Origin of the sequence: Streptomyces sp. NPDC001508, assembly GCF_040298665.1 — a bacterium.
GTDB lineage: Bacteria > Actinomycetota > Actinomycetes > Streptomycetales > Streptomycetaceae > Streptomyces.
Genome location: NZ_JBEPAP010000053.1, coordinates 13,155 through 32,225 on the forward strand (window position 1 = coordinate 13,155; position 19,071 = coordinate 32,225).

The 19,071-nt window shown below is 72.0% G+C and carries 19 protein-coding genes and 1 pseudogene; 6 read left to right on the plus strand and 14 right to left on the minus strand.

The annotated features are described in order from the left end of the window. The 4 genes and pseudogenes from ABT245_RS34005 to ABT245_RS34020 form a co-directional block, all read right to left on the minus strand. On the minus strand, positions 1-177 hold the full coding sequence (locus ABT245_RS34005; protein WP_351741305.1) for a hypothetical protein: 177 nt from the start codon (positions 175-177) through the stop codon (positions 1-3). Positions 178-190: 13 nt separating this feature from the next. Continuing rightward, the gene (gene nrfD, locus ABT245_RS34010; RefSeq protein ID WP_351741308.1) at positions 191-1,210 is read right to left on the minus strand and encodes an NrfD/PsrC family molybdoenzyme membrane anchor subunit; all 1,020 of its coding nucleotides are present in this window, start codon (positions 1,208-1,210) and stop codon (positions 191-193) included. Then, on the minus strand, positions 1,207-2,253 hold the full coding sequence (locus ABT245_RS34015; protein ID WP_351741310.1) for a 4Fe-4S dicluster domain-containing protein: 1,047 nt from the start codon (positions 2,251-2,253) through the stop codon (positions 1,207-1,209). Before ABT245_RS34015 ends, nrfD begins: the two co-directional genes overlap by 4 nt. A 108-nt stretch (positions 2,254-2,361) precedes the next feature. Beyond that, positions 2,362-3,562, minus strand: a pseudogene (locus tag ABT245_RS34020) (catalase). Positions 3,563-3,749: 187 nt separating this feature from the next. Between ABT245_RS34020 and ABT245_RS34025 the strand changes: the two are divergent. Then, positions 3,750-4,934, plus strand: a complete 1,185-nt coding sequence (locus ABT245_RS34025; RefSeq protein ID WP_351741313.1) for an alcohol dehydrogenase catalytic domain-containing protein — start codon at positions 3,750-3,752, stop codon at positions 4,932-4,934. A gap of 70 nt (positions 4,935-5,004) precedes the next feature. Here ABT245_RS34025 and ABT245_RS34030 read toward each other — a convergent pair whose 3' ends face one another. Beyond that, the gene (locus tag ABT245_RS34030) at positions 5,005-5,877 is read right to left on the minus strand and encodes an SDR family oxidoreductase (RefSeq protein WP_351741315.1); all 873 of its coding nucleotides are present in this window, start codon (positions 5,875-5,877) and stop codon (positions 5,005-5,007) included. A gap of 325 nt (positions 5,878-6,202) precedes the next feature. Between ABT245_RS34030 and qcrB the strand changes: the two genes are divergently transcribed. Then, on the plus strand, positions 6,203-7,687 hold the full coding sequence (gene qcrB / locus ABT245_RS34035) for a cytochrome bc1 complex cytochrome b subunit (RefSeq protein ID WP_351741318.1): 1,485 nt from the start codon (positions 6,203-6,205) through the stop codon (positions 7,685-7,687). Here qcrB and ctaF read toward each other — a convergent pair. Together ctaF and ctaD are read right to left on the minus strand one after the other, a co-directional pair. Beyond that, a complete protein-coding gene (gene ctaF, locus ABT245_RS34040; RefSeq protein ID WP_351741320.1) occupies positions 7,605-8,006 on the minus strand; it encodes an aa3-type cytochrome oxidase subunit IV in 402 nt (133 codons plus the stop codon). The genes qcrB and ctaF overlap by 83 nt on opposite strands. Further along, positions 8,003-9,682, minus strand: coding sequence for an aa3-type cytochrome oxidase subunit I (gene ctaD, locus ABT245_RS34045; RefSeq protein WP_351741322.1), 1,680 nt, complete (start codon positions 9,680-9,682; stop codon positions 8,003-8,005). Before ctaD ends, ctaF begins: the two co-directional genes overlap by 4 nt. Before the next feature lie 168 nt (positions 9,683-9,850). On the opposite strand from ctaD, the gene ABT245_RS34050 reads away from it, so the two are divergent. Further along, positions 9,851-10,216, plus strand: coding sequence for a DUF6479 family protein (locus ABT245_RS34050; RefSeq protein WP_351741324.1), 366 nt, complete (start codon positions 9,851-9,853; stop codon positions 10,214-10,216). A gap of 34 nt (positions 10,217-10,250) precedes the next feature. Here the strand turns inward: ABT245_RS34050 and ABT245_RS34055 are convergent, their stop codons facing one another. The 5 genes from ABT245_RS34055 to ABT245_RS34075 form a co-directional block, all read right to left on the minus strand. Then, positions 10,251-11,282, minus strand: a complete 1,032-nt coding sequence (locus tag ABT245_RS34055; RefSeq protein WP_351741327.1) for an iron-containing redox enzyme family protein — start codon at positions 11,280-11,282, stop codon at positions 10,251-10,253. Beyond that, positions 11,279-11,500 carry a CDGSH iron-sulfur domain-containing protein gene (locus tag ABT245_RS34060; protein ID WP_351741329.1) on the minus strand — a complete coding sequence of 74 codons (222 nt, stop codon included), beginning with the start codon at positions 11,498-11,500 and terminating at the stop codon, positions 11,279-11,281. Before ABT245_RS34060 ends, ABT245_RS34055 begins: the two co-directional genes overlap by 4 nt. After that, positions 11,484-12,176, minus strand: coding sequence for a HemK2/MTQ2 family protein methyltransferase (locus ABT245_RS34065; protein WP_351741331.1), 693 nt, complete (start codon positions 12,174-12,176; stop codon positions 11,484-11,486). The genes ABT245_RS34060 and ABT245_RS34065 overlap by 17 nt, the downstream gene beginning before the upstream one ends. Positions 12,177-12,181: 5 nt before the next feature. Beyond that, positions 12,182-12,784 (minus strand): flavodoxin family protein, encoded by a 603-nt coding sequence (locus ABT245_RS34070; protein ID WP_351741334.1) that lies wholly within the window; start codon positions 12,782-12,784, stop codon positions 12,182-12,184. 111 nt (positions 12,785-12,895) lie between these two features. Continuing rightward, positions 12,896-13,552 (minus strand): HAD family hydrolase, encoded by a 657-nt coding sequence (locus tag ABT245_RS34075; RefSeq protein ID WP_351741431.1) that lies wholly within the window; start codon positions 13,550-13,552, stop codon positions 12,896-12,898. 228 nt (positions 13,553-13,780) lie between these two features. On the opposite strand from ABT245_RS34075, the gene ABT245_RS34080 reads away from it, so the two are divergent. The 3 genes from ABT245_RS34080 (at position 13,781) to ABT245_RS34090 (ending at position 15,832) form a co-directional block, all read left to right on the plus strand. Beyond that, on the plus strand, positions 13,781-14,257 hold the full coding sequence (locus ABT245_RS34080) for an SRPBCC family protein (protein WP_351741337.1): 477 nt from the start codon (positions 13,781-13,783) through the stop codon (positions 14,255-14,257). Between the two features lie 107 nt (positions 14,258-14,364). Further along, positions 14,365-14,691 carry a plasmid stabilization protein gene (locus ABT245_RS34085; protein WP_351741340.1) on the plus strand — a complete coding sequence of 109 codons (327 nt, stop codon included), beginning with the start codon at positions 14,365-14,367 and terminating at the stop codon, positions 14,689-14,691. A 109-nt stretch (positions 14,692-14,800) separates the two neighbouring features. Beyond that, a complete protein-coding gene (locus ABT245_RS34090; RefSeq protein WP_351741343.1) occupies positions 14,801-15,832 on the plus strand; it encodes an SDR family oxidoreductase in 1,032 nt (343 codons plus the stop codon). 87 nt (positions 15,833-15,919) lie between these two features. On the opposite strand, the gene ABT245_RS34095 is transcribed toward ABT245_RS34090, so the two are convergent. After that, complete coding sequence (locus ABT245_RS34095; protein WP_351741345.1) at positions 15,920-16,954, minus strand: SDR family oxidoreductase; 1,035 nt, start codon at positions 16,952-16,954, stop codon at positions 15,920-15,922. Positions 16,955-17,229: 275 nt separating this feature from the next. Continuing rightward, positions 17,230-19,035 (minus strand): thiamine pyrophosphate-requiring protein, encoded by a 1,806-nt coding sequence (locus ABT245_RS34100; protein ID WP_351741348.1) that lies wholly within the window; start codon positions 19,033-19,035, stop codon positions 17,230-17,232. Between the last annotated feature and the right edge of the window lie 36 nt (positions 19,036-19,071).

Below are 19,071 nucleotides of genomic sequence, written 5' to 3' on the forward strand. Positions count from 1 at the left end.
TCACACCTCCCGCCCGGCCGCCGCGCGGCCGGCGACCCGCGCGGCCTCGGCGTCTTCCGGCCGCTCCCGGCTCTTCTCGGCTCGATTGTCCCGCGGTACGGCGCCGACGGCATCTTCGCCCAGCGTGTATCCGCCCTGTGCCCGCTCTCCCCTGACCATGTGCGGACCTCTGACCATGTGGGGACCTCCGTCAGCCGGTGCGGGCCCGCAGGCGCTCGCGCTGCGGTACGACCGTGTACTTCGGGTCCTCGGCGGAGGCCACCCCCGCGTGGAACACCCCGAGGCGCAGGGCGGCCGAGCCGGTCAGCAGGGCGGCCCCGGCCACCGCGGCCAGCGGCCGGCTGCGCCGCCGGCCCGCGCACCCCGCGAGCGCCGCGCCGCCCGCCGTGAGGATCTCCGCCGACCGCATCAGCGCCCGCGGCCCGCCCTGCTCGTAGGGCTCGGCCGCCAGCCCCATGCGCCGCTTCATCACCTGGAACGACCCCAGTTCCAGGGCCGCCCCGAGCAGCGCGAGCCGGCGCGCGGGGCCCGTCTGTGCGACGGGGGCCGCGGCCAGGGCGAGCCCTGCTGCCGCGGTGGCGCCGGAACCGGCGAAGACGAACGGCATCTCGCGATGGCCCTCGTGCCAGGACGGCACCGCCGTGTCCGCGATCAGCACGGCGGTGTACGTGGTGACCGCCGGGCCGAGCAGCGCCGCGGCCCCCGTGGCGGCGGAGCCGACGAGCCGGTAGCGGCCCACGACGTCGGTCGCCGCCGCGGTCATCGTCAGCGGGACGTATCCGGCCAGCAGCCAGGACCCGAGGCTCATCGGCGAGGTCGGCTTGAAGACCCGCAGCATGTTGAGGAAACGCGCCGGCCGGCCCAGGTCGTGGACCAGCGCGACCAGGGACAGCGAGATGGCGCCCGCCGCGGCCAGCTTCGCCGACCTGGCCAGCGCGCAACGCCCGGTGGCATGCCCGCCGGCGGCCAGCAGCGACGAGGCACCGGCGAGCCCGCCGAGGTACAGGTATCCGGCGATGTCGAGCGGCGCCCAGACCGGTTTCTTCAGGACCGGCCTGCCGTAGTACGAGGAGAACCGGGCCTCGGGCACCATGGCCTGCTCGCCGCGTCCGCGGCGGCGTCGGCGGCGCCCCGTGGGCGCCGTGGCGGCGGCCGTCCCGCCGGCCTCGACACCCTGCTTCCCGCGGGGCGGCACATCGGATCCGGTCATCGTGGCCTCCTGGCGAAACTGGCGACCGCCAGCGCGGCGAGCGAGACGGCGGCGACGGCCGCGTGCCGCCACATGTCCGGCAGATCCCGGGTGGTGACGACCGGGTCGGGCGGCAGGCCGTAGACCTCCGGCTCGTCCAGCAGCAGGAAGAACGCGCCGTCCCCGCCCACCCCGTCGTCCGGGCTCTCCCCGTACAGCCGGGCCTCGCCGGCCCCGGCCGCGTGCAGCTGTGCCACCCGGTTCGCCGCCCGTTCCCGCAGCTCGTCCAGGGGACCGAACTGGATCGAGTCGGTCGGGCACGCCTTGGCGCAGGCCGGTTCGAGGCCGGTCCCGAGCCGGTCGTAACACAGGGTGCACTTCCAGGCGCGACCGTCGCCCCGGCGCTGGTCGATGACCCCGTAGGGGCATGCGGGTATGCAGTAGCCGCAGCCGTTGCAGATGTCCTCCTGGACGACGACCGTGCCGAACTCGGTGCGGAACAGCGATCCGGTGGGGCACACGTCCAGACAGGCGGCATGGGTGCAGTGCTTGCACACGTCCGAGGACATCAGCCAGCGCAACTCGGTGCGGCCGTCGGGGGACACCGGCGAGATCCGCTCGGCCGGGCCGTCCTCGGCCGCGGTGCCGGCCGCCGGGGCCGTCGCGCCGGGGAAGGCGCCGAGGCCGCGGGCGGCGTCGAAGACATCGACGGCATCCACGGCATCGGCGTGCTCGTGTCCGTCCCCGGGGTCCGGGCGCACCGGTGTCCGCTGCTCGATGAAGGCCACATGGCGCCAGGTGTCGGCGCCGAGCCCCTGGGTGTTGTCGTAGGACATGCCCGTCAGCTCCAGGCCGTCCTCCGGAATGGCGTTCCACTCCTTGCAGGCCACCTCGCACGCCTTGCAGCCGATGCACACGGAGGTGTCCGTGAAGAAACCCATGCGCGGCGGGGCGTCGGGGTATCCGGCGGCGCCCGCCACGTTCGGCTGGGGACCGAACAGCTGGTTGCCGTGCACCGCGTCATGTCCCGGCCGATGCGTTGTGCCGACATCGCTGTGGGTCATGGCTCGCCCTCCTCGATCAGGGCACGCGCTCCTCGGCCCTACCCGCCTCGCTGCGGCTCTGCTTCGAGCCTGGCACGGGTGCCCGTGACGCGCGCGCCCGAAACCGGGTCACAGCCTCGCCGGGAAACGGTCCCACACCCGGTGCTGGGCCAGCAGCCCGGTGACGAGGCCCAGCACGGACGTGCCGTCGTCCCCGCTCACCACGCCCGGCGCGTCGGCGGCGATGCCGAGGGCGTCGTAGACCTGCCGGGCGCCGTTCCAGCCGCCGATGACCTTGGCATGGCGGTACGCCTCCCCGACGAGCAGCAGAACCCGCGGGTCCACCGGCGCGTTGCCGCCGCCGGCGGCCTTGGCGTCCCGGCTGCCATGGGCGTCCGCGGCGGGCGCGGGCGCCCCGGCCAGCAGCAGCGCGTCGAACTCCACGGACCGGGCGGCGGCGAAGGTCCGCTGCACGGTGACCGGTTCCGTCGCGCCGTCGCCCAGCGCACCGCCGGTCGGACCGATGACGAGCGGCACCATGCCCTGGTCGAGCACGGACTGCCCTACGGCCTGCACGGCCGCGAGGTCGCTCTTGTCGTCGGCGACGATGCCGACGACCCGGCCGGCGGTCGGCCACTCCCTGCCCACCTGCGCCAGTGCCGGGCTCGGTGCGACCTCGGCGAGCGGCTCGGCCGGCTGCGGAGCGGGCAGACCGAGACCGGCCGCGACCTCCTGGCACAGCTGCGGGTCGATCTGCGCGAGCGTCCGCAGGACGCGTTCCCTGATCGCCTGCTCGTAGCACTTGCTCAGTTCGAAGGTGTAGGCCGCGATGACGTGTTCGCGCTCCACCGGCGTCAGTGTCAGCCGAACCGCGCGAACCGAGCACGGTGGAGAACCGGACGAAGACGGGAGTCTCCACGTCCTCGGCGAGGAACGCGGCCTTGGAGACCTTCGACGCGGTGCCGTACCCCCGAAAGACGCCGTGCGCGGCGGCTCCCCGGGCGTGCACGACCCGTTCCGGGATGCGTTCGTGGTCGAAATGCGTGATCTTCTCGCGCAGATGGTGGTCCTGGAGGAGTACGGGGCCGCGCGGACCGGCCTTCAGGGAGTGGTCCGTGTCCGGCAGCCGCAGGCCCTGAGCCGTGGTGTGCCGCTCACCGGCCTGGGCGACGGACGCCTCGTCGACTCCGGTGGGCTGCCCGGTGGGGCTGTAGGTGCCCGGCCCCTGCTGATCCGGTTTCGGCGGCAGCGGACCGTGCGGCTCGGTGGGCTCCTCGATCTGCGGCGGCTGCGGTGCGGGACGGCCGGGAGGTGGCTGTGAGGGGCTCATGGGATTCCTCGCATCGACGTGGACGGGGAACGTGACGAGTGACCCGCGGTCCCGGGCCGAAACGAGCATCGCCGTGCCGAGCGCGCACCCGGCCCGCGCGTGTCGGAACCCGCGGGCAGGGGACTCGGAGTAGCGCAGAGGCCCGCCGTGGCCGACCGAGCGAGGTGTGAGCGGAGGAGTCGAGACGATGCGCGCACTGACCTGGCAGGGATTGCGAGACGTACGGGTGGAGACCGTCCCGGATCCGAAGATCGAGAAACCGGACGACATCGTCGTCAGGGTCACGTCCTCCGGCATCTGCGGATCCGATCTGCACCTGTACGAACTGTTCGGACCGTTCCTGGAGTCCGGCGACATCCTCGGCCACGAACCCATGGGAATCGTGGCGGACGTCGGGCCCGAGGTGCACGCCCTCGCCCCGGGCGACCGCGTGGTGGTCCCGTTCAACGTTTCGTGCTGTGACTGTTTCATGTGCGACCAGGGCCTGCATTCGCAGTGCGAGACCACCCAGGTCCACCAGTACGGCACCGGCGCCTCGCTGTTCGGCTACACGAAGCTGTACGGACAGGTGCCGGGCGGGCAGGCCGAGTTCCTGCGCGTGCCGTTCGGCAACCGGCTGCCCGTCAAGGTGCCCCACGGCACGCCCGACGACCGGTATGTGTATCTGTCCGATGTGCTGCCCACCGCCTGGCAGGCGGTCGAGTACGCCGACATCCCGCCGCAGGGGACGGTGACCGTGCTCGGGCTCGGACCGATCGGCGACATGTGCGCCCGCATCGCCCAGCACCGTGGCGCCCGGCTGGTCATCGGGATCGACCTGGTCGACGAACGCCTGGCACGCGCCCGGGCCCACGGGGTCACCTGCCTGGACCTGCGGGACAGCGGCAAGGACCTGGGCAAGGCGGTACGGGACCTCACCGGCGGACGGGGCACCGACGCCGCCATCGACGCCGTCGGGATGGAAGCACATGGCGCCCCGTTCGCCAAGGCCGCCCAGTGGCTCGTGGGGCACCTGCCCGACGGCGTGGCCCAGCCGCTCATGGAGAAGGCGGGCGTGGACCGGCTCGGCGTGCTGCACACGGCCATCGACCTCGTCCGCAGGGGCGGCACGATCTCCGTGTCCGGTGTCTACGGCGGAGCGGTCAGCCCCATGCCGCTGATGACGATGTTCGACAAGCAGATCCAGGTCCGCATGGGCCAGGCGAACGTCCGGCGGTGGGTGGACGACATCCTGCCGCTGCTCACGGACGAGGATCCGCTCGGCGTCGACACCTTCAAGACGCATGACATGCCGCTGGAGGACGCGCCGAAGGCGTACGCGATGTTCCAGGCCAAGGAGGACGGCATGATCAAGACCCTGCTGCATCCCTGACATCAGGTTCCTGCCGCATCCCACCGTCCCCGGTCCGTTCTCGGTGTTCGGCACTCGGCAGTCGCCGTGCTCAGGGCAGCGGGGTGCCGCCCGTCGCGTTCAGGATCTCCGCCGTGATGAAGCTCGCCCGCGCGGAGGCGAGGAAGACATAGGCGGGTGCCATCTCGGCGGGCTGCGCGGGGCGGCCGAGCGGGGCCTGCTTGCCGAACTCCACCGTGTCGGGCAGCGTCGCCGGAATCAGCGGTGTCCACACGGGGCCGGGAGCGACGGCGTTGACGCGGATCCCGTCGGCGGCGACCATCTGCGCGAGCCCCTGCGTGAACGTCACGATGGCGCCCTTCGTCATCGCGTAGTCGAGCAGATGCGGACTGGGCTTGTACGCCTGCACGGACGCGGAGTTGATGATGCAGCCGCCCGCCGGGACATGCGGAAGCGCCAGCTTGCACAGCCAGAACATGCCGTACAGGTTCGTCCGCACCACCCGGTCGAACTGCTCGGTGGAGATCGCCTGGATACCGTCGGGCTGAGACATCTGATAGGCGGCGTTGTTGACCAGGATGTCGATGCGCCCGAACTCGTCGACGGCACGTTCCACCAGGCGGCGGACCTGCCTCTCCTCCCGGATGTCGCAGGAGACGGCGACGGCCCTGCGGCCCGCCTCCGACACGAGGGCGGCGGTCTCGGCCGCGTCGTCGGCCTCGGCGGGCAGATGAGTGAACAGGACATCGGCCCCTTCGCGTGCGAACGCGAGCGCGACGGCCCGCCCGATGCCGGAGTCGCCGCCGGTGACCACCGCCGTCAGGTCCCGGAGCAGTCCGCTGCCTTCGTACGAGTCCTCGCCGTGGTCGGGCGGCGGGTCCATGGGCCCGGTCCAGCCCGGATGTTCCTGATCCTGCTGGGGGAAGTCGGGGCGGGGATGCTTACGGGTGGGGTCCTCGGGCATGGTCCTTCCTCCTTCGTCACGCAGGGCAACACTCTGGGTGCCCCGCAAGCGGCGGGACACACGCGGTCCCGGTACCCGCGGGATCGTGGGCGCGCCACGGCTACCGGTCGGCCGATCGGGTGCCGGGCCGCTGTCGCACGGGTGTTTCGCGAGGGCGGGGTACTCGTCGCGCACCCCCCGGGCAACGGATGCCGGAGAACAGGGGGTGTGACACCGCGAGGAGGCCTGTCGTGAACGGTGTGCCGCACGAGAAAACCGTCAGCCGCGCCGCGGACCCGGCGTGACGGCGCCCGAGCCGGGGGCGGCGCGCCGCCGGGGAGAACGGTTGGCGGACGCGGCCGACAGGCGGCTGCCCGTGTACGACGGCGGCGGACCGCTGCTGCGCAAGGCGTTCCCCGACCACTGGTCGTTCCTGCTGGGCGAACTGGCCCTCTACAGCCTGGTCCTGCTGCTGCTGACGGGCGTGTGGCTGACCTTCTTCTTCAAGCCCGAGATGCGGGATGTGGTCTACGACGGCTCCTACCGGCCACTGCGCGGGGTGCGCATGTCGACGGCGTTCGCCTCCACCCTGGACATCAGCTTCGACGTACGCGGCGGCCTGCTGATCCGGCAACTGCACCACTGGGCCGCGCTGGTCTTCGTCGCCGCGATCGGCCTGCACCTGCTGCGGATCTTCTTCACCGGTGCCTTCCGCAGGCCCCGCGAGCTGAACTGGGTCATCGGTGTCACGCTGTTCGCGATCGCCCTGGCGGAGGGCTTCGCCGGCTATTCGCTGCCGGACGATCTGCTCTCCGGCACGGGCCTGCGGATCGCCCAGGGCATCATGCTGTCCATTCCGGTGGCGGGCACCTACCTCGCCCTGTTTGTGTTCGGGTCCCAGTTCCCGGGCCACGACATGGTGCCCCGGCTGTACAGCCTGCACATCCTGCTGCTGCCGGGGGCACTGGTGGCCCTGGTCTCGGTGCACCTGATGCTGGTCTTCCACCTCAAGCACACCCAGTGGCGCGGGCCCGGCCGCAGCAACGCGAACGCCGTCGGCAAGCCGCTCTACCCGCGGTTCACGGCCTCGTCCGCCGGTCTGTCCCTGACCGTCTTCGGGGTGCTGTCGGTGCTCGCCGGCATCGCGCAGATCAACCCGGTGTGGGTGTACGGACCCTACCGGCCGGACCAGGCGTCGACCGGCTCCCAGCCCGACTGGTACGTCGGCTTCCTGGAGGGCGCCCTCAGGCTCGTACCGCCCTGGGAGACGACCATCGCCGGGCACACCCTCATGTGGAACGTCCTCCTGCCGGCCGTCGTGCTGCCCGCGCTGCTCTTCCTCGTCCTGTACGCGTACCCGTTTGTGGAGCAGCGGTTCACCGGGGAGTGGAGGAAGGAGCGGCACCTGTGCGACCGGCCCCGGGAGCGGCCCGTGCGCACGGGTCTCGGCGTCGCGGGCGTGACCTTCTACGGAGTGCTGCTGCTGGCCGGCGGCAACGACGTCATCGCGGCGACCTTCCGTATCTCGGTGAACAGCCTGACCTGGGTGCTGCGGATCGCCCTGATCGTGGCGCCCGTCCTCGCCTTCGCGCTCACCCGTGCGCTGTGCCACGCCCTCGTGGCCGCCGAACACGAGCGTCTGACGGAGGGTGAGGAGACCGGCGAGGTACGCCAGACCCTGGCGGGCGGATACGAGGCCGGCCACCGCCCGGTCACATCCTTCCGGCCGGGCGCCCCGCGCATCCCGGTCAGTCCTCCCGCTCGACGCCCCGGTTCGCGTACTGGAACACCAGACCCAGAACACCCCGCGCCAGAACACCGAGGCCGATGAGGAACAGCCACAGCCCGTAGACCACACCGGTCGCCGCGACCGAGAAGCCGAGCGCGGTCACGATCGGCCAGAGGCTGTGCGGCGGGAAGAACTCCAGCGGCCCGGCGGCATCGGTGACCTCCGCCTCCCTGCGGTCCTGCGGGCGCCGGCCGCGGCGGGCGTACTGCACCGCGCAGAAGAAGGACACCAGCGCGGCCATGCCGAACGCGACGATGAGCGCCGCGGTGCCGGTCGGATCGCCCGACCACGCCCCGTAGAGCGCGGCGGTACCGCCGAAGAAGACGGCCACACCGCCGAACAGCAGGGCCTCCACCTTCACTGCCGTCCCTCCAGCTTCGCCTGCTGCACGACCTCGGGGTGGTGCAGGTCGAACGCCGGGGACTCCGACCGCACCCGGGGCAGCGCCACGAAGTTGTGGCGGGGCGGCGGGCAGTCGGTGGCCCACTCCAGGGCCCGCCCGTACCCCCAGGGGTCGGCCAGTTCGACGCGCCGTCCGTACCGGGAGGTGTGCCAGACGTTGTAGAGGAACGGCAGGGTGGACACACCGAGCAGCAACGCGCCCGCCGAGGACAGGGTGTTGAGGAGGGTGAAGCCGTCGGAGGGCAGATAGTCGGCGTAGCGGCGGGGCATCCCCATCTCACCGAGCCAGTGCTGCACGAGGAACGTCAGCTGGAACCCCGGGAACAGCAGCCAGAAGTGCAGCTTGCCCAGCCGCTCGTTCAGCATCTTCCCGGTGAACTTGGGCCACCAGAAGTAGAATCCGGCGAACATCGCGAAGACCACGGTGCCGAACAGCACGTAATGCAGATGGGCGACGACGAAGTACGAGTCGGTGACATGGAAGTCGAGCGGTGGCGAGGCGACGAGCACGCCGCTGAGCCCGCCCAGCAGGAACGACACCAAAAAGCCGAGGGACCACAGCATCGGTGTCTCGAAGGAGATGGACCCGCGCACCATCGTCCCGATCCAGGCGAAGAACTTGATCCCCGTCGGCACCGCGATCAGGAACGACATGAGGGAGAAGAAGGGCAGCAGCACCGCGCCCGTGGCGAACATGTGGTGTGCCCACACCACGGCCGACAGCATGGTGATCGAGGTCGTCGCCCCGATCATGGGCAGATAGCCGAAGAGCGGCTTGCGTGAGAACACCGGGATGATCTCGGAGATGATGCCGAAGAACGGCAGGGCGACGATATAGACCTCGGGATGCCCGAAGAACCAGAACAGGTGCTGCCAGAGCAGGGCGCCGCCGTTGGTGGCGTCGAAGATGTGCGAGCCGAACTTCCGGTCGGACTCCAGGGCCAGCAGCGCCGCGGTGAGCACCGGGAACGCGGGCAGCACCAGGATGGACGTGAACAGCACGTTCCAGGTGAACATCGGCATCCGGAACATCGTCATCCCCGGGGCACGCAGACACAGGATCGTGGTGATGAAGTTGACCGCGCTCAGCGTGGTCGACACACCTGTCACCACCAGGCCCATGGCCCACAGGTCACCGCCGGCGCCGGGGGAGTGGTAGGCGCTGTTGAGCGGGGCGTACGCGAACCAGCCGAACGAGGCCGCGCCGCTCGGCACCAGGAACCCCGAGACGACCATGAGCCCGCCGAACAGGTACATCCAGTACGACAGCGCGTTGAGCCGGGGCAACGCCAGGTCCGGGGCGCCGATCTGCAACGGCATCACCGCGTTCGCGAACCCGGCGAACATCGGCGTCGCGAAGAGCAGCATCATGATGGTGCCATGCACCGTGAAGAGCTGGTTGTAGGTGTTCTGGCTCATGAACTGCAGCCCCGGACGGGCCAGTTCGGCGCGCATGGCGAGCGCGAGCAGCCCGCCCAGAAGGAAGAAGCAGAAGGAGGTCACCATGTACAGCCGGCCGATCACCTTGTGGTCGGTCGTGGAGGCCCAGCCCAGCAGCGTCCGCCCCAGTGAGGTGGCGGTCGGCGAAGACGTGCCCCCTTCGCCCTCGCCGAGGCGTTGTGGCACTTCGGTCATGGCCCTCCTCAACCCGGCCGACAGCGGACAGCACCGGGCGAGTGCTCCGCCCGACGGACGGGAAACCGGCGACTCCTCTGTGTGACGACGCTACCGGTGACAGTGATGAATGCCGGTTCCGCCACGCTTTCCTGAATCCGGCGGCACAAGGCCGGGTACTCGGCGTTGATGGACACGACACTTCAGTACATGGCCGCCGCGGGATCGACGGCCGGGAAGATCGTCATCGTCGTCTGCGGGCTGCTCGTCACGGCCGCACTGGTGTGGTCGGTACGGCTGGGGACCAGGGTGCTGCGACGGGAGCAGATGCCGCAGCGGTCCACCGCGCGGCAAAGGCCGCCGCGGTCGGGGCCGGTGGGTGAGGAACGGCAGATGCGTGAACCCAGCGAGGTGCCCCGGGTGAGTGAAGGCCACCGGCCCACGCCCCATGAACTCGGCAACACGCCGGACCGGCCGAGCGGGAACCAGGACCGGCCGCGCTGGCGGTCCGGTTCCAGCGGGTCCTTCGGCGGCGGGGGCGGCGGCGCGACCTGACCCGCCCCGCCGAGGACCCGGCCGCCGAGAGGACTCAGAGCGGAGACGGCCCTGCCCCGCGCAGGGCCGTGGCGCCGCTGCGCCACGCGCCCAGCAGCCGGGCCGCGAGCCGGTCCTCGAGGTGCGAGGTCGCACGGATCCCGAACACCACGTCGTCCTCCAGCCGGGGTTCGCTCTCCAGCAGCCCGCCGACGACATCGTGCCGCACCACCTGTTCGTGCACCGCGTCCGCCTCGACGTGCTCCGAGTAGAACCGCACGGCCGCCGGCCCCGCCCCCACCCGGCGCAGGGCCTCGGCGAGCCGGCGTGAGGCCGGGGACGAGGTCACCTCCACGGCGGCGAAGTGCCCGACGAGCGCACCGCGCAGCGCCCGGTGCAGACCGAACAGCGACATCACATTGACCGTCGCGAGCGCCTCGGCCGGAGCGCTGTCGACATAGCGCCCGTACGCGGTGTCCAGCCCGAGGTCGGCCATGAGATCGGCGAACAGCTCCGCGTGGATCTCGTCCGCGCGGCCGGCGCCGAACTCGTCGAACTCCACGGCGACCATGGCCGCCTTGGCCCGCCCGCGCAGCCTGGGGATGACCCAGGCGTGCGGGTCCGCCTCCTTGAGGTGGTACAGCGAGCGCAGCGCCGCGTACTCGCGCAGCTGCCGCAGCGTGCCCTCGCCGCGCAGATAGTGCGACACACTGCCGTCGGTGTCACCGACCGGTTCCAGCTGGAGTTCGTCCAGCGCACGCGCGGCCGTGTCGGTGCCCGCGACCGGCACGTCGGAGCGCAGGGCACCGAGGAAGCGTTCCTCGATGGCGCCGCGCAGCGCCAGCAGGCCGCTGTCCCATTCGAGGCGGTCCGGTACGCCTGCGAAGCCCAGGTAGTGCAGCTCGTACAGGACATACAGCGCGAGGTGCAGATCGTCGCCGTACGCGGAACCCGTCACCGGGACCGGCAGGCGGCCGGGCCCCGCTCCGCGCAGTGCGGCCAGCACCGCGGCCGACAGCGCACCGCGCGGCTCGGGCAGCGGCGGCGGGCCCGGCGGGGCGTGCCGCCGAGCGGGCGTGGCCGTCATACGCCATCGCCCCCGCCGTGCCGCCTGTCCCGATGGCGGTGGCTGGTGTCGCACCAGGGAAAGATCCGGCTGCGGCGGCAGGTGCAGACCGCGACCAGGAAACGCTTCGAGACGATCACCTCACCGTCCTCGCCCACCACTTCGACCGGCCCCTCCACCAGCAGGGGCCCGTCACGCTGGACGCGGATACGGCGCGGGCGTTCAGACATGTTCGGCACGGATCACCACCAGCTCCTCGGTCGTATCGCCGTCCGCCAGTCCCCGCTCGCGCAGCCAGGCGAGCCGCGAGCGCAGCACCCGCCCGAACGGCAGCCGGGTCCGGTCGACGACGGCCGCACGCAGCCCCGCCGCTTCGAGACGGCCCAGGGTGTTTTCGACGCCGCACAGATGCGAGTGCACCAGCAGCAGCGCTCCCGCGGACCGCAGGAGCGCCGGGGCGGCGTCGCAGACCCGGTCGATCAGGGCACGGCCGTCGCTCCCGGCGTCCCAGGCCCGCGCGGGGCCCCCGCGGGGCAGCCCGCCCGGTGCGGGTACGTACGGCGGGTTGGCGACCACGAGGTCGAAGCGGCAGCCCGGCACGGCGGACGCCAGGTCGCCGTGACGCACGCGCACCGTCTGCCCGTTGAGCAGGGCGTTGAACCGGGCGGCGGCCACCGCCCGCAAGGAGATGTCCACCGCGGTGACGCGACCGCCCAGCCGGGCCGCCTCCACGGCGAGCACTCCGCTGCCCGTGCCCAGGTCCAGGACGTCCGCCCCGCTCGCGATCCCCTCACGGCGCATGGCCCGCCGCAGCAGCCGGGTGTCGGCCTGCGGGGCGTAGACACCCCGGGGCACCCAGCAGCGGGGCCACGACGCGGTGAGGGTGTCGGCTGTCGTCGGGGATGTCTGCGTCATCCGGGTCACCCGGCCGCATTCAACGGCAGGGAGGACAGCGCCCGGGCCACGCCGCACAGGTTGTCGGCCATGGTGCGACCGGTGCGGTGCGCCCAGCCACGACCGCGCCGCTCCTGAAGATAGTCGGGCCCCGGCCCCGGGCCGAGATGCCAGTACGTCCAGGCCTGACCGGGAACGGTGTAGCCGATGTCGGCGAGCGCCCCGGAGATCTCGCTGATGACGTGGTGGGCGCCGTCCTCGTTGCCGGTGACCACCACGCCCGCCACCCGGTTGTAGGCGACGGGCCGCCCCTCCTCGTCCGTCTCGGACAGCATCGCGTCCATGCGTTCGAGAACGCGTTGCGCCACCGAGGACGGCCGGCCCAGCCAGGTGGGCGAGGCGATGATCAGTATCTGCGACTCCAGCAGCTTGTCGTGCACCTGTGGCCACTGGTCGCCGTCGCCCGCGTCGGTGACCACACCCGGCGCGATGTCCAGGTCCACGGCCCGGACCTGCTCCACCGCCACCCCGCGCTCGGCCAGCCGCCCGGCGACCACCGCGGCCAGCGCCTCGGTGTTCGAAGGCTCGGGCGACTTCTTGAGCGTGCAGCTGACGACCAGTGCTTTCACCGTTGCTCCCGGGGCGATCGACGACACATGGGGCACGCCGGGGCACCGGCGGCGCCGTCCGAGTACCCCCGCACGGCGGAGGTAACGGGACAGGGGACGGCGCGCCCCCGGTCACGCCAAGGGGCTGTGCGGCAGTGCGCGGAGCAGATGCGCCGGATCCTGGAAGACGGCGTCGGCGCCGGCCTCCTCCAGATCGGCGCGGGGTATGCCGCCGCAGAGCAGTGCCACACAGCGCACCCCCGCGTGCCGGCCCGCCCGCATGTCCCACACCGTGTCGCCGACGAACACCGCACGCTCCGCCGCGACGCCCGCCAGCTCCAGCGCCCGCTCGACGGGTTCCGGCGCGGGCTTGCCCTCGGTGACGTCATCGGCACTGGCCGTCGCCGTGATGGCGTCGTCCGCGTCGATCGCCCGCCGCAGCGCGGACAGTTCGTCGCCGGCCGCCGAGGTGGCCAGCACGACCCGCCAGCCGTCCTCGGCCAGGCGCCGCAGCAGACGTCCCGCACCGGGCAGCGCGGTCAGCCGCTCGAAGTACTCGGCGTAGAGCACCTTGTGGGCGCTGCTGAGATGAGCCGCCTCGCCCTCGGCCCGTGCCTCGCCCAGCAGATGTGTGACGAGGTCGGCGGAACCGAGCCCGACCGCCCGGTGGACGGCGTGCGCGGTGATCCGGTGCCCGGCCTGGCGGAACGCCTCCCACCAGGCCACCACATGCAGATGGTTGGTGTCGACCAGGGTTCCGTCCACGTCGAACACGGCCGCTCGCCGCACCTGCGCCATCACGCCTCCCGGCGGTGGGGGCCATGGGCCGGCCCCGGGTCACGACCGGGTACCCGGCGAAACCCCCGTGGGAACCGGGCCGGGGCGGGACGGGTTCCGTGAGATTTCGTCCACCCGTCGACATGTGTCGTGTCGTCCGCGCGGGTGGGTACCCGGTCTCCCGTGGACACATGGTGCGCCGGCAGTCCGGCGCGACCGGCCGACGGCAAGGAGGAAGACATGAGCACCGTCAGCAAATCGGTGGAGGTCGACGTTCCCGTTCGTACCGCCTACAACCAGTGGACACAGTTCGAGGAGTTCCCGAACTTCATGGAGGGCGTCGAGGAGGTCAGGCAGCTCGACGACCGGCACAACCACTGGACCTCCAGCATCGGCGGGATCAGGCGCGAGTTCGACACCGAGATCGTCGACCAGCTCCCGGACGACCGGATCACCTGGCGCGCCATCGCCGGCGACGTACGCCAGCGGGGATCGGTCCGGTTCGAGCGGCTGGACGACACGCACACACGGGTGGAACTCACGATGGAGGTCGAGCCCGAGGGCATCGCCGAGAAGGGCGCGGACGCGCTGGGCCTGATCGACCGCCGGGTGAAGGGAGACCTGGGCCGCTTCAAGGAGTACATCGAAGGCCGCGAGGGCGAGAGCGGTGCCTGGCGCGGACGGATCCGGCCCGAGGATCCCGGCTCGGCGCTCTGACGGCCCGTTGCGGGCCCCACGCGTCGGGCCGCTCCTTGGGGGAACTCGTCCCCCGAACGACCACGTGAGCGGGCAGCACGCCCGGTACGCCGAAGAGGAGAGGCACCATGCCGGCCGGATCCAGTTCCAAACGGGAACGACAGTACGAGCACATCAAGAAGAGCGCGGAGGACCGCGGCGAGTCGACGAGGCGGGCCAAGGAGATCGCCGCGCGCACGGTCAACAAGGAGAGGGCCAGGTCGGGCGAGTCGAAGACCGCCGGCAGGGCCTCGACCCGTGACCCCAAATCGTCGTACGAGCGCGGTGGGCAGCGTTCGCACCGCGGCGCGCAGGGCCCCACGAAGGACCAGCTGTACGACGAGGCCAGGAAGCGGAACATCCACGGACGCTCCTCGATGAGCAAGAAGGAGTTGGAGGACGCGCTCGGCCGCTGACGGGAGTGCCCTGCCCGCAGCCCCGGGCGGCCGCCGACGCCGTCACAGCCGAACCGGCCTCCCTGCGGTTCGGCTGTGACGTGCACCCTCACACCCGAAGGAGTCACAGATGAGCAGCGAAACGGGCGGTGGCGTCGTGGTCACGGGCGCGACCGGGAATCTGGGGACGAGCGTGGTGCGCCTGCTCAGCGGGGACCCGCGGGTCGAGTGGGTGCGCGGTGTCGCACGGCGCACGCCCGGCTGGGCACCCGACAGGACCGAATGGCACACCGTCGACATCGCGTCCGAGCAGGCCGATCTCGCCCCGGTGTTCCGGGGAGCCGGCGCCGTGGTCCATCTGGCGTGGGCGTTCCAGCCGACGCACGATCCGGCGAAGACCTGGCAGACCAATGTGCTCGGCAGCATCAGGGTGTTCGAGGCGGTGGCCGCGGCCCGGGTACCGGTGCTGCTGCACGCCTCGTCGGTCGGCGCCTACTCCCCGGGCCCCAAGGACCGGGCGGTGGACGAGTCCTGGCCGACACACGGCTGGCCGGACGCCGCCTACTGCCGGGAGAAGGCCTATCTGGAGCGTGCGCTGGACGCCTTCGCACACGACCACCCCGAGATCCGGGTGGTCCGCATGCGGCCGGCGTTCCTGTTCAAGCGGGAGTCCGCGAGCGAACAGCGGCGTATCTTCGGCGGCCGGTTCCTGCCCGGCCCGCTGCTCCGCCCCGATCTGCTGCCCTTCCTGCCGGATGTGCCCGGTCTGCGGGTGCAGGCACTGCACACGGACGACGCGGCCCGCGCCTTTCAGCTCGCCCTGCGGCACAGCGGTGCGCGGGGCGCCTTCAACCTCGCCGCCGAACCGCCGCTGGACGCCGGCCGGCTCGGCCAGATGCTCGGCCTGCGCCCGGTCCGGCTGCCCCGCACCGCGGCCCGGTCCGCGATCGCGGCGGCCTGGGGGCTGCATCTGCTGCCCGCGTCCCCCCACCTGTTCGACGCGGTTCTGCGGCTGCCCCTGATGGACTGCGGCCGGGCCCGCCGCGAGCTGGGCTGGGAGCCGGAACACACCGCGCCGGAAGTGGTACGGGAGTTCCTGGGCGGGCTGCGAGCGGGCATGGGGGCGGACACCGAACCCCTGCGGGGCCGCAAGGTCGGCTGACCGCCCCGGCCCGACGCCCCGCCCGAACGCCTCACCGTGCGAGCCGCGCGGGGAACGCCTCACCGTGCGAGCCGCGCGGGGAACGCCTCACCGTGCGAGTCGGTGACCCTGCCGGGCCCGGCCGCTCAGCCGTCGCCCCAAGCCGACGGCCGCGGCGGCCAGGCCCACCGACGTGGTGGCGGCGGTGACCACGGGGTGCCGGGCGAGGGCGGCCTGGGCGGAGTGGGGATGCGCCCTCTCGTCGAAGACGCCGTGGGCGCCGTAGTCGCTGCCGGCCGCTCCGTCGGACGGGCTGAACAGATTGTCCGCTCCGGTCGGGGCCGGGCTGTCGGTCTGCTGGGAGTCGAAGCCCGTGCGGGCCAGATAACGGTCGAGGAGGGCGGGGGCGATCCTGTTGGCCCAGACGGTCGCCGCGGTGCTGGCCCCGATGTAGTACTGCTTGCGTCGGGGGTGGTCGGCGGCGTACAGGACGCCCCGCGCTGCGACCTCGGGCTGGTAGATCGGCGGTACCGGCTGCGGATGACGGGAGAGCCGGGACCTGACCCAGGAGAACTGCGGGGTGTTGACCGCGGGCATCTGGGCGATCGTGATGTGCACATTGCTCGCCCGGTGCAGCAGTTCCAGGCGCACGGACGACGTGAAGCCGTTGATGGCGTGTTTGGCGCCGCAGTAGGCGGACTGGAGCGGGATCGACCGCTCGCCCAGGGCGGAGCCGACCTGCACGATGGTGCCGCGGTCGCGCGGCAGCATGCGGGCGAGCGCCGCGCGGGTGCCGTTGACGAACCCCAGATAGGTCACGTCGGTCACCCGCTGGTACTCCTCCGCGCTGATCTCGGTGAAGGGCGCGAACACGCTGGTGAAGGCGCAGTTGACCCAGACGTCGATGGGGCCGAGGGCCCGCTCGACGGCTTCGGCGGCGGCCGAGACCTGGCCGGCGTCCGAGGTGTCCGCCTGCTGGATGAAGGGGCGCCCGCCCAGGGCCGCCACGTCCCGCGCCGCCGCGTCCAGCCCGCCGCGGCCACGTGCGATCAAGCCGATGGCGGCGCCGCGCCGCGCGTACAGACGGGCGGTGGCACGGCCGATACCGGCGCTGGCTCCGGTGATGACGACGACTTGCGGCATGGTCGATTCCTCCGGTGCTGTTCTCAGCGAGTCATGAAGGGCCGGGCCCTCCTGGATGTCGCGGCTCGGCCCAGCGGCCGGTTTCCCCGGCACGGCCGACGGACGGCGCCCCATCGATCCGCTCCCGCGGCGCCCGGCCGGTCTCCGGCGGCGACATCCGCGGGCGGCCACCGGGCCACGAACGGGACCGGCAACGGTGACACCTCCGCCCTCGGCGACGCCCCGAAGAACCGCGCCGGCGGGGCGCTTCGGCCGTCGTACGGGCGACTCGGTGGTCATCGTCCGCTCGTCCCGTGCCGGCCGCCGGGCAGGAACTCCTGGACCTTTGCCTTGAACCCCTGCCTGACCATCGCGGCACGGTCGCTGTCGCCCTTGAGGACGGCCGTCGCGGCGGCCTCGATCTGGTCGAGGGTGGCGTGCGGCGGAATGGGCGGTACGGCGGGATCGGTCACGAAGTCGAGCACGCAGGGCCGGTCCGCGGCGAGCGCGGCCTCCCAGGCGCCGCGCACCTCGTCCGGCTTCTCGACGCGCTGCCCGGTCAGCCCGACGGAACGGGCGAAGTCGGCGTAGGCCACATCGGGGATCGACTGCGAGGGCAGGAACTGCGGGGCGCCCGCCATGGCCCGCATCTCCCAGGTGACCTGGTTGAGGTCCCGGTTGTTGAACACGGCGACGACAAGCCTCGGGTCCGCCCACTCCCGCCAGTACTTGGCGATGGTGATCAGCTCGGCCATGCCGTTCATCTGCATCGCCCCGTCGCCGACGAGGGCGATCGCCGGCCGGTCGCCGTGCGCGAACTTGGCCCCGATGGCGTACGGCACCCCCGGCCCCATGGTGGCCAGCGTGCCCGACAGCGAACCGCGCATGGCACCGCGCAGCCTCAGATGGCGGGCGTACCAGTTGGCGGCGGACCCGGAGTCCGAGCTGAGGATCACATTCTCCGGGAGCAGACCGTCGAGCGCGTGCGTGACGTACTCCGGGTTGATCGGATCGGCCTCCACGGCGGCGCGCCGCTCCATCACCTCCCACCAGCGCGCGACGTTGTCCTCGACCTTCTTCCGCCACGCGGGACGGTCGGCCTGCTCGAGCAACGGAAGCAGCCGGCGCAGCGTCGTGGCGGCGTCGCCGACGAGGTTGACCTCGAAGGGGTAGCGCAGGCCGACCATGTGCGGGTCGATGTCGATCTGTACGGCCCGTGCCTGCCCGAACTCCGGCATGAACTGGGTGTAGGGGAAGGAGGAGCCGACGACGAGCAGGGTGTCGCAGTCCCGCATCAGCTCGTACGACGGCCGCGTGCCCAACAGGCCGATCGCGCCGGTCACATACGGCAGCTCGTCATCGAGGGCGTCCTTGCCCAGCAACGCCTTGGCGACGCCGGCGCCGAGCCGTTCGGCGACCGTCGTCACCTCCGGACGGGCCCCGCGCGCGCCCTGCCCGATCAGCATGGCGGTCCGCTCGCCGGCGTTGAGCACGTCCGCGGCCCGCTGCAGGTCCTCGTCGGAGGGCACCGGCGCGTAGTGCGGCATGCCCAGGCTGGAGGGAACCATCTTGAAGGCGTGCTCGGGCGGGGAGTAGTCCAGCTCCTGGACGTCGGCCGGGACGATCACGGCGGTCACCGAGCGGCGGGCCAGGGCGGTGCGCAGGGCCCGGTCGAGCACGTTCGGCAGCTGCTCGGGGACGGTGACCATCTCGCAGAAGTCGGAGGCGACGTCCTTGTACAGGCTGACCAGGTCGACCTCCTGCTGGTACGAGCCGCCCATGGCGCTGCGGTTGGTCTGCCCGACCACGGCGACCACGGGCACATGGTCCAGCTTCGCGTCGTACAGGCCGTTGAGGAGATGGATGGCGCCCGGTCCCGAGGTGGCGGCGCACACGCCGACCCGGCCGGAGAACTTGGCGTAGCCGACCGCTTCGAACGCGGACATCTCCTCGTGGCGCGACTGGATGAACCGTGGGTTGTCGTCCGCGCGTCCCCAGGCCGCGAGCAGGCCGTTGATGCCGTCTCCGGGATAGGCGAAGACGTACTCCACGCCCCACTCGCGCAGCCGCTGGAGGAGGTAGTCGGAGACCTTCGTCGACATGGTCGGATCCTTTCCGCAAGGGGCGTATGACTACGG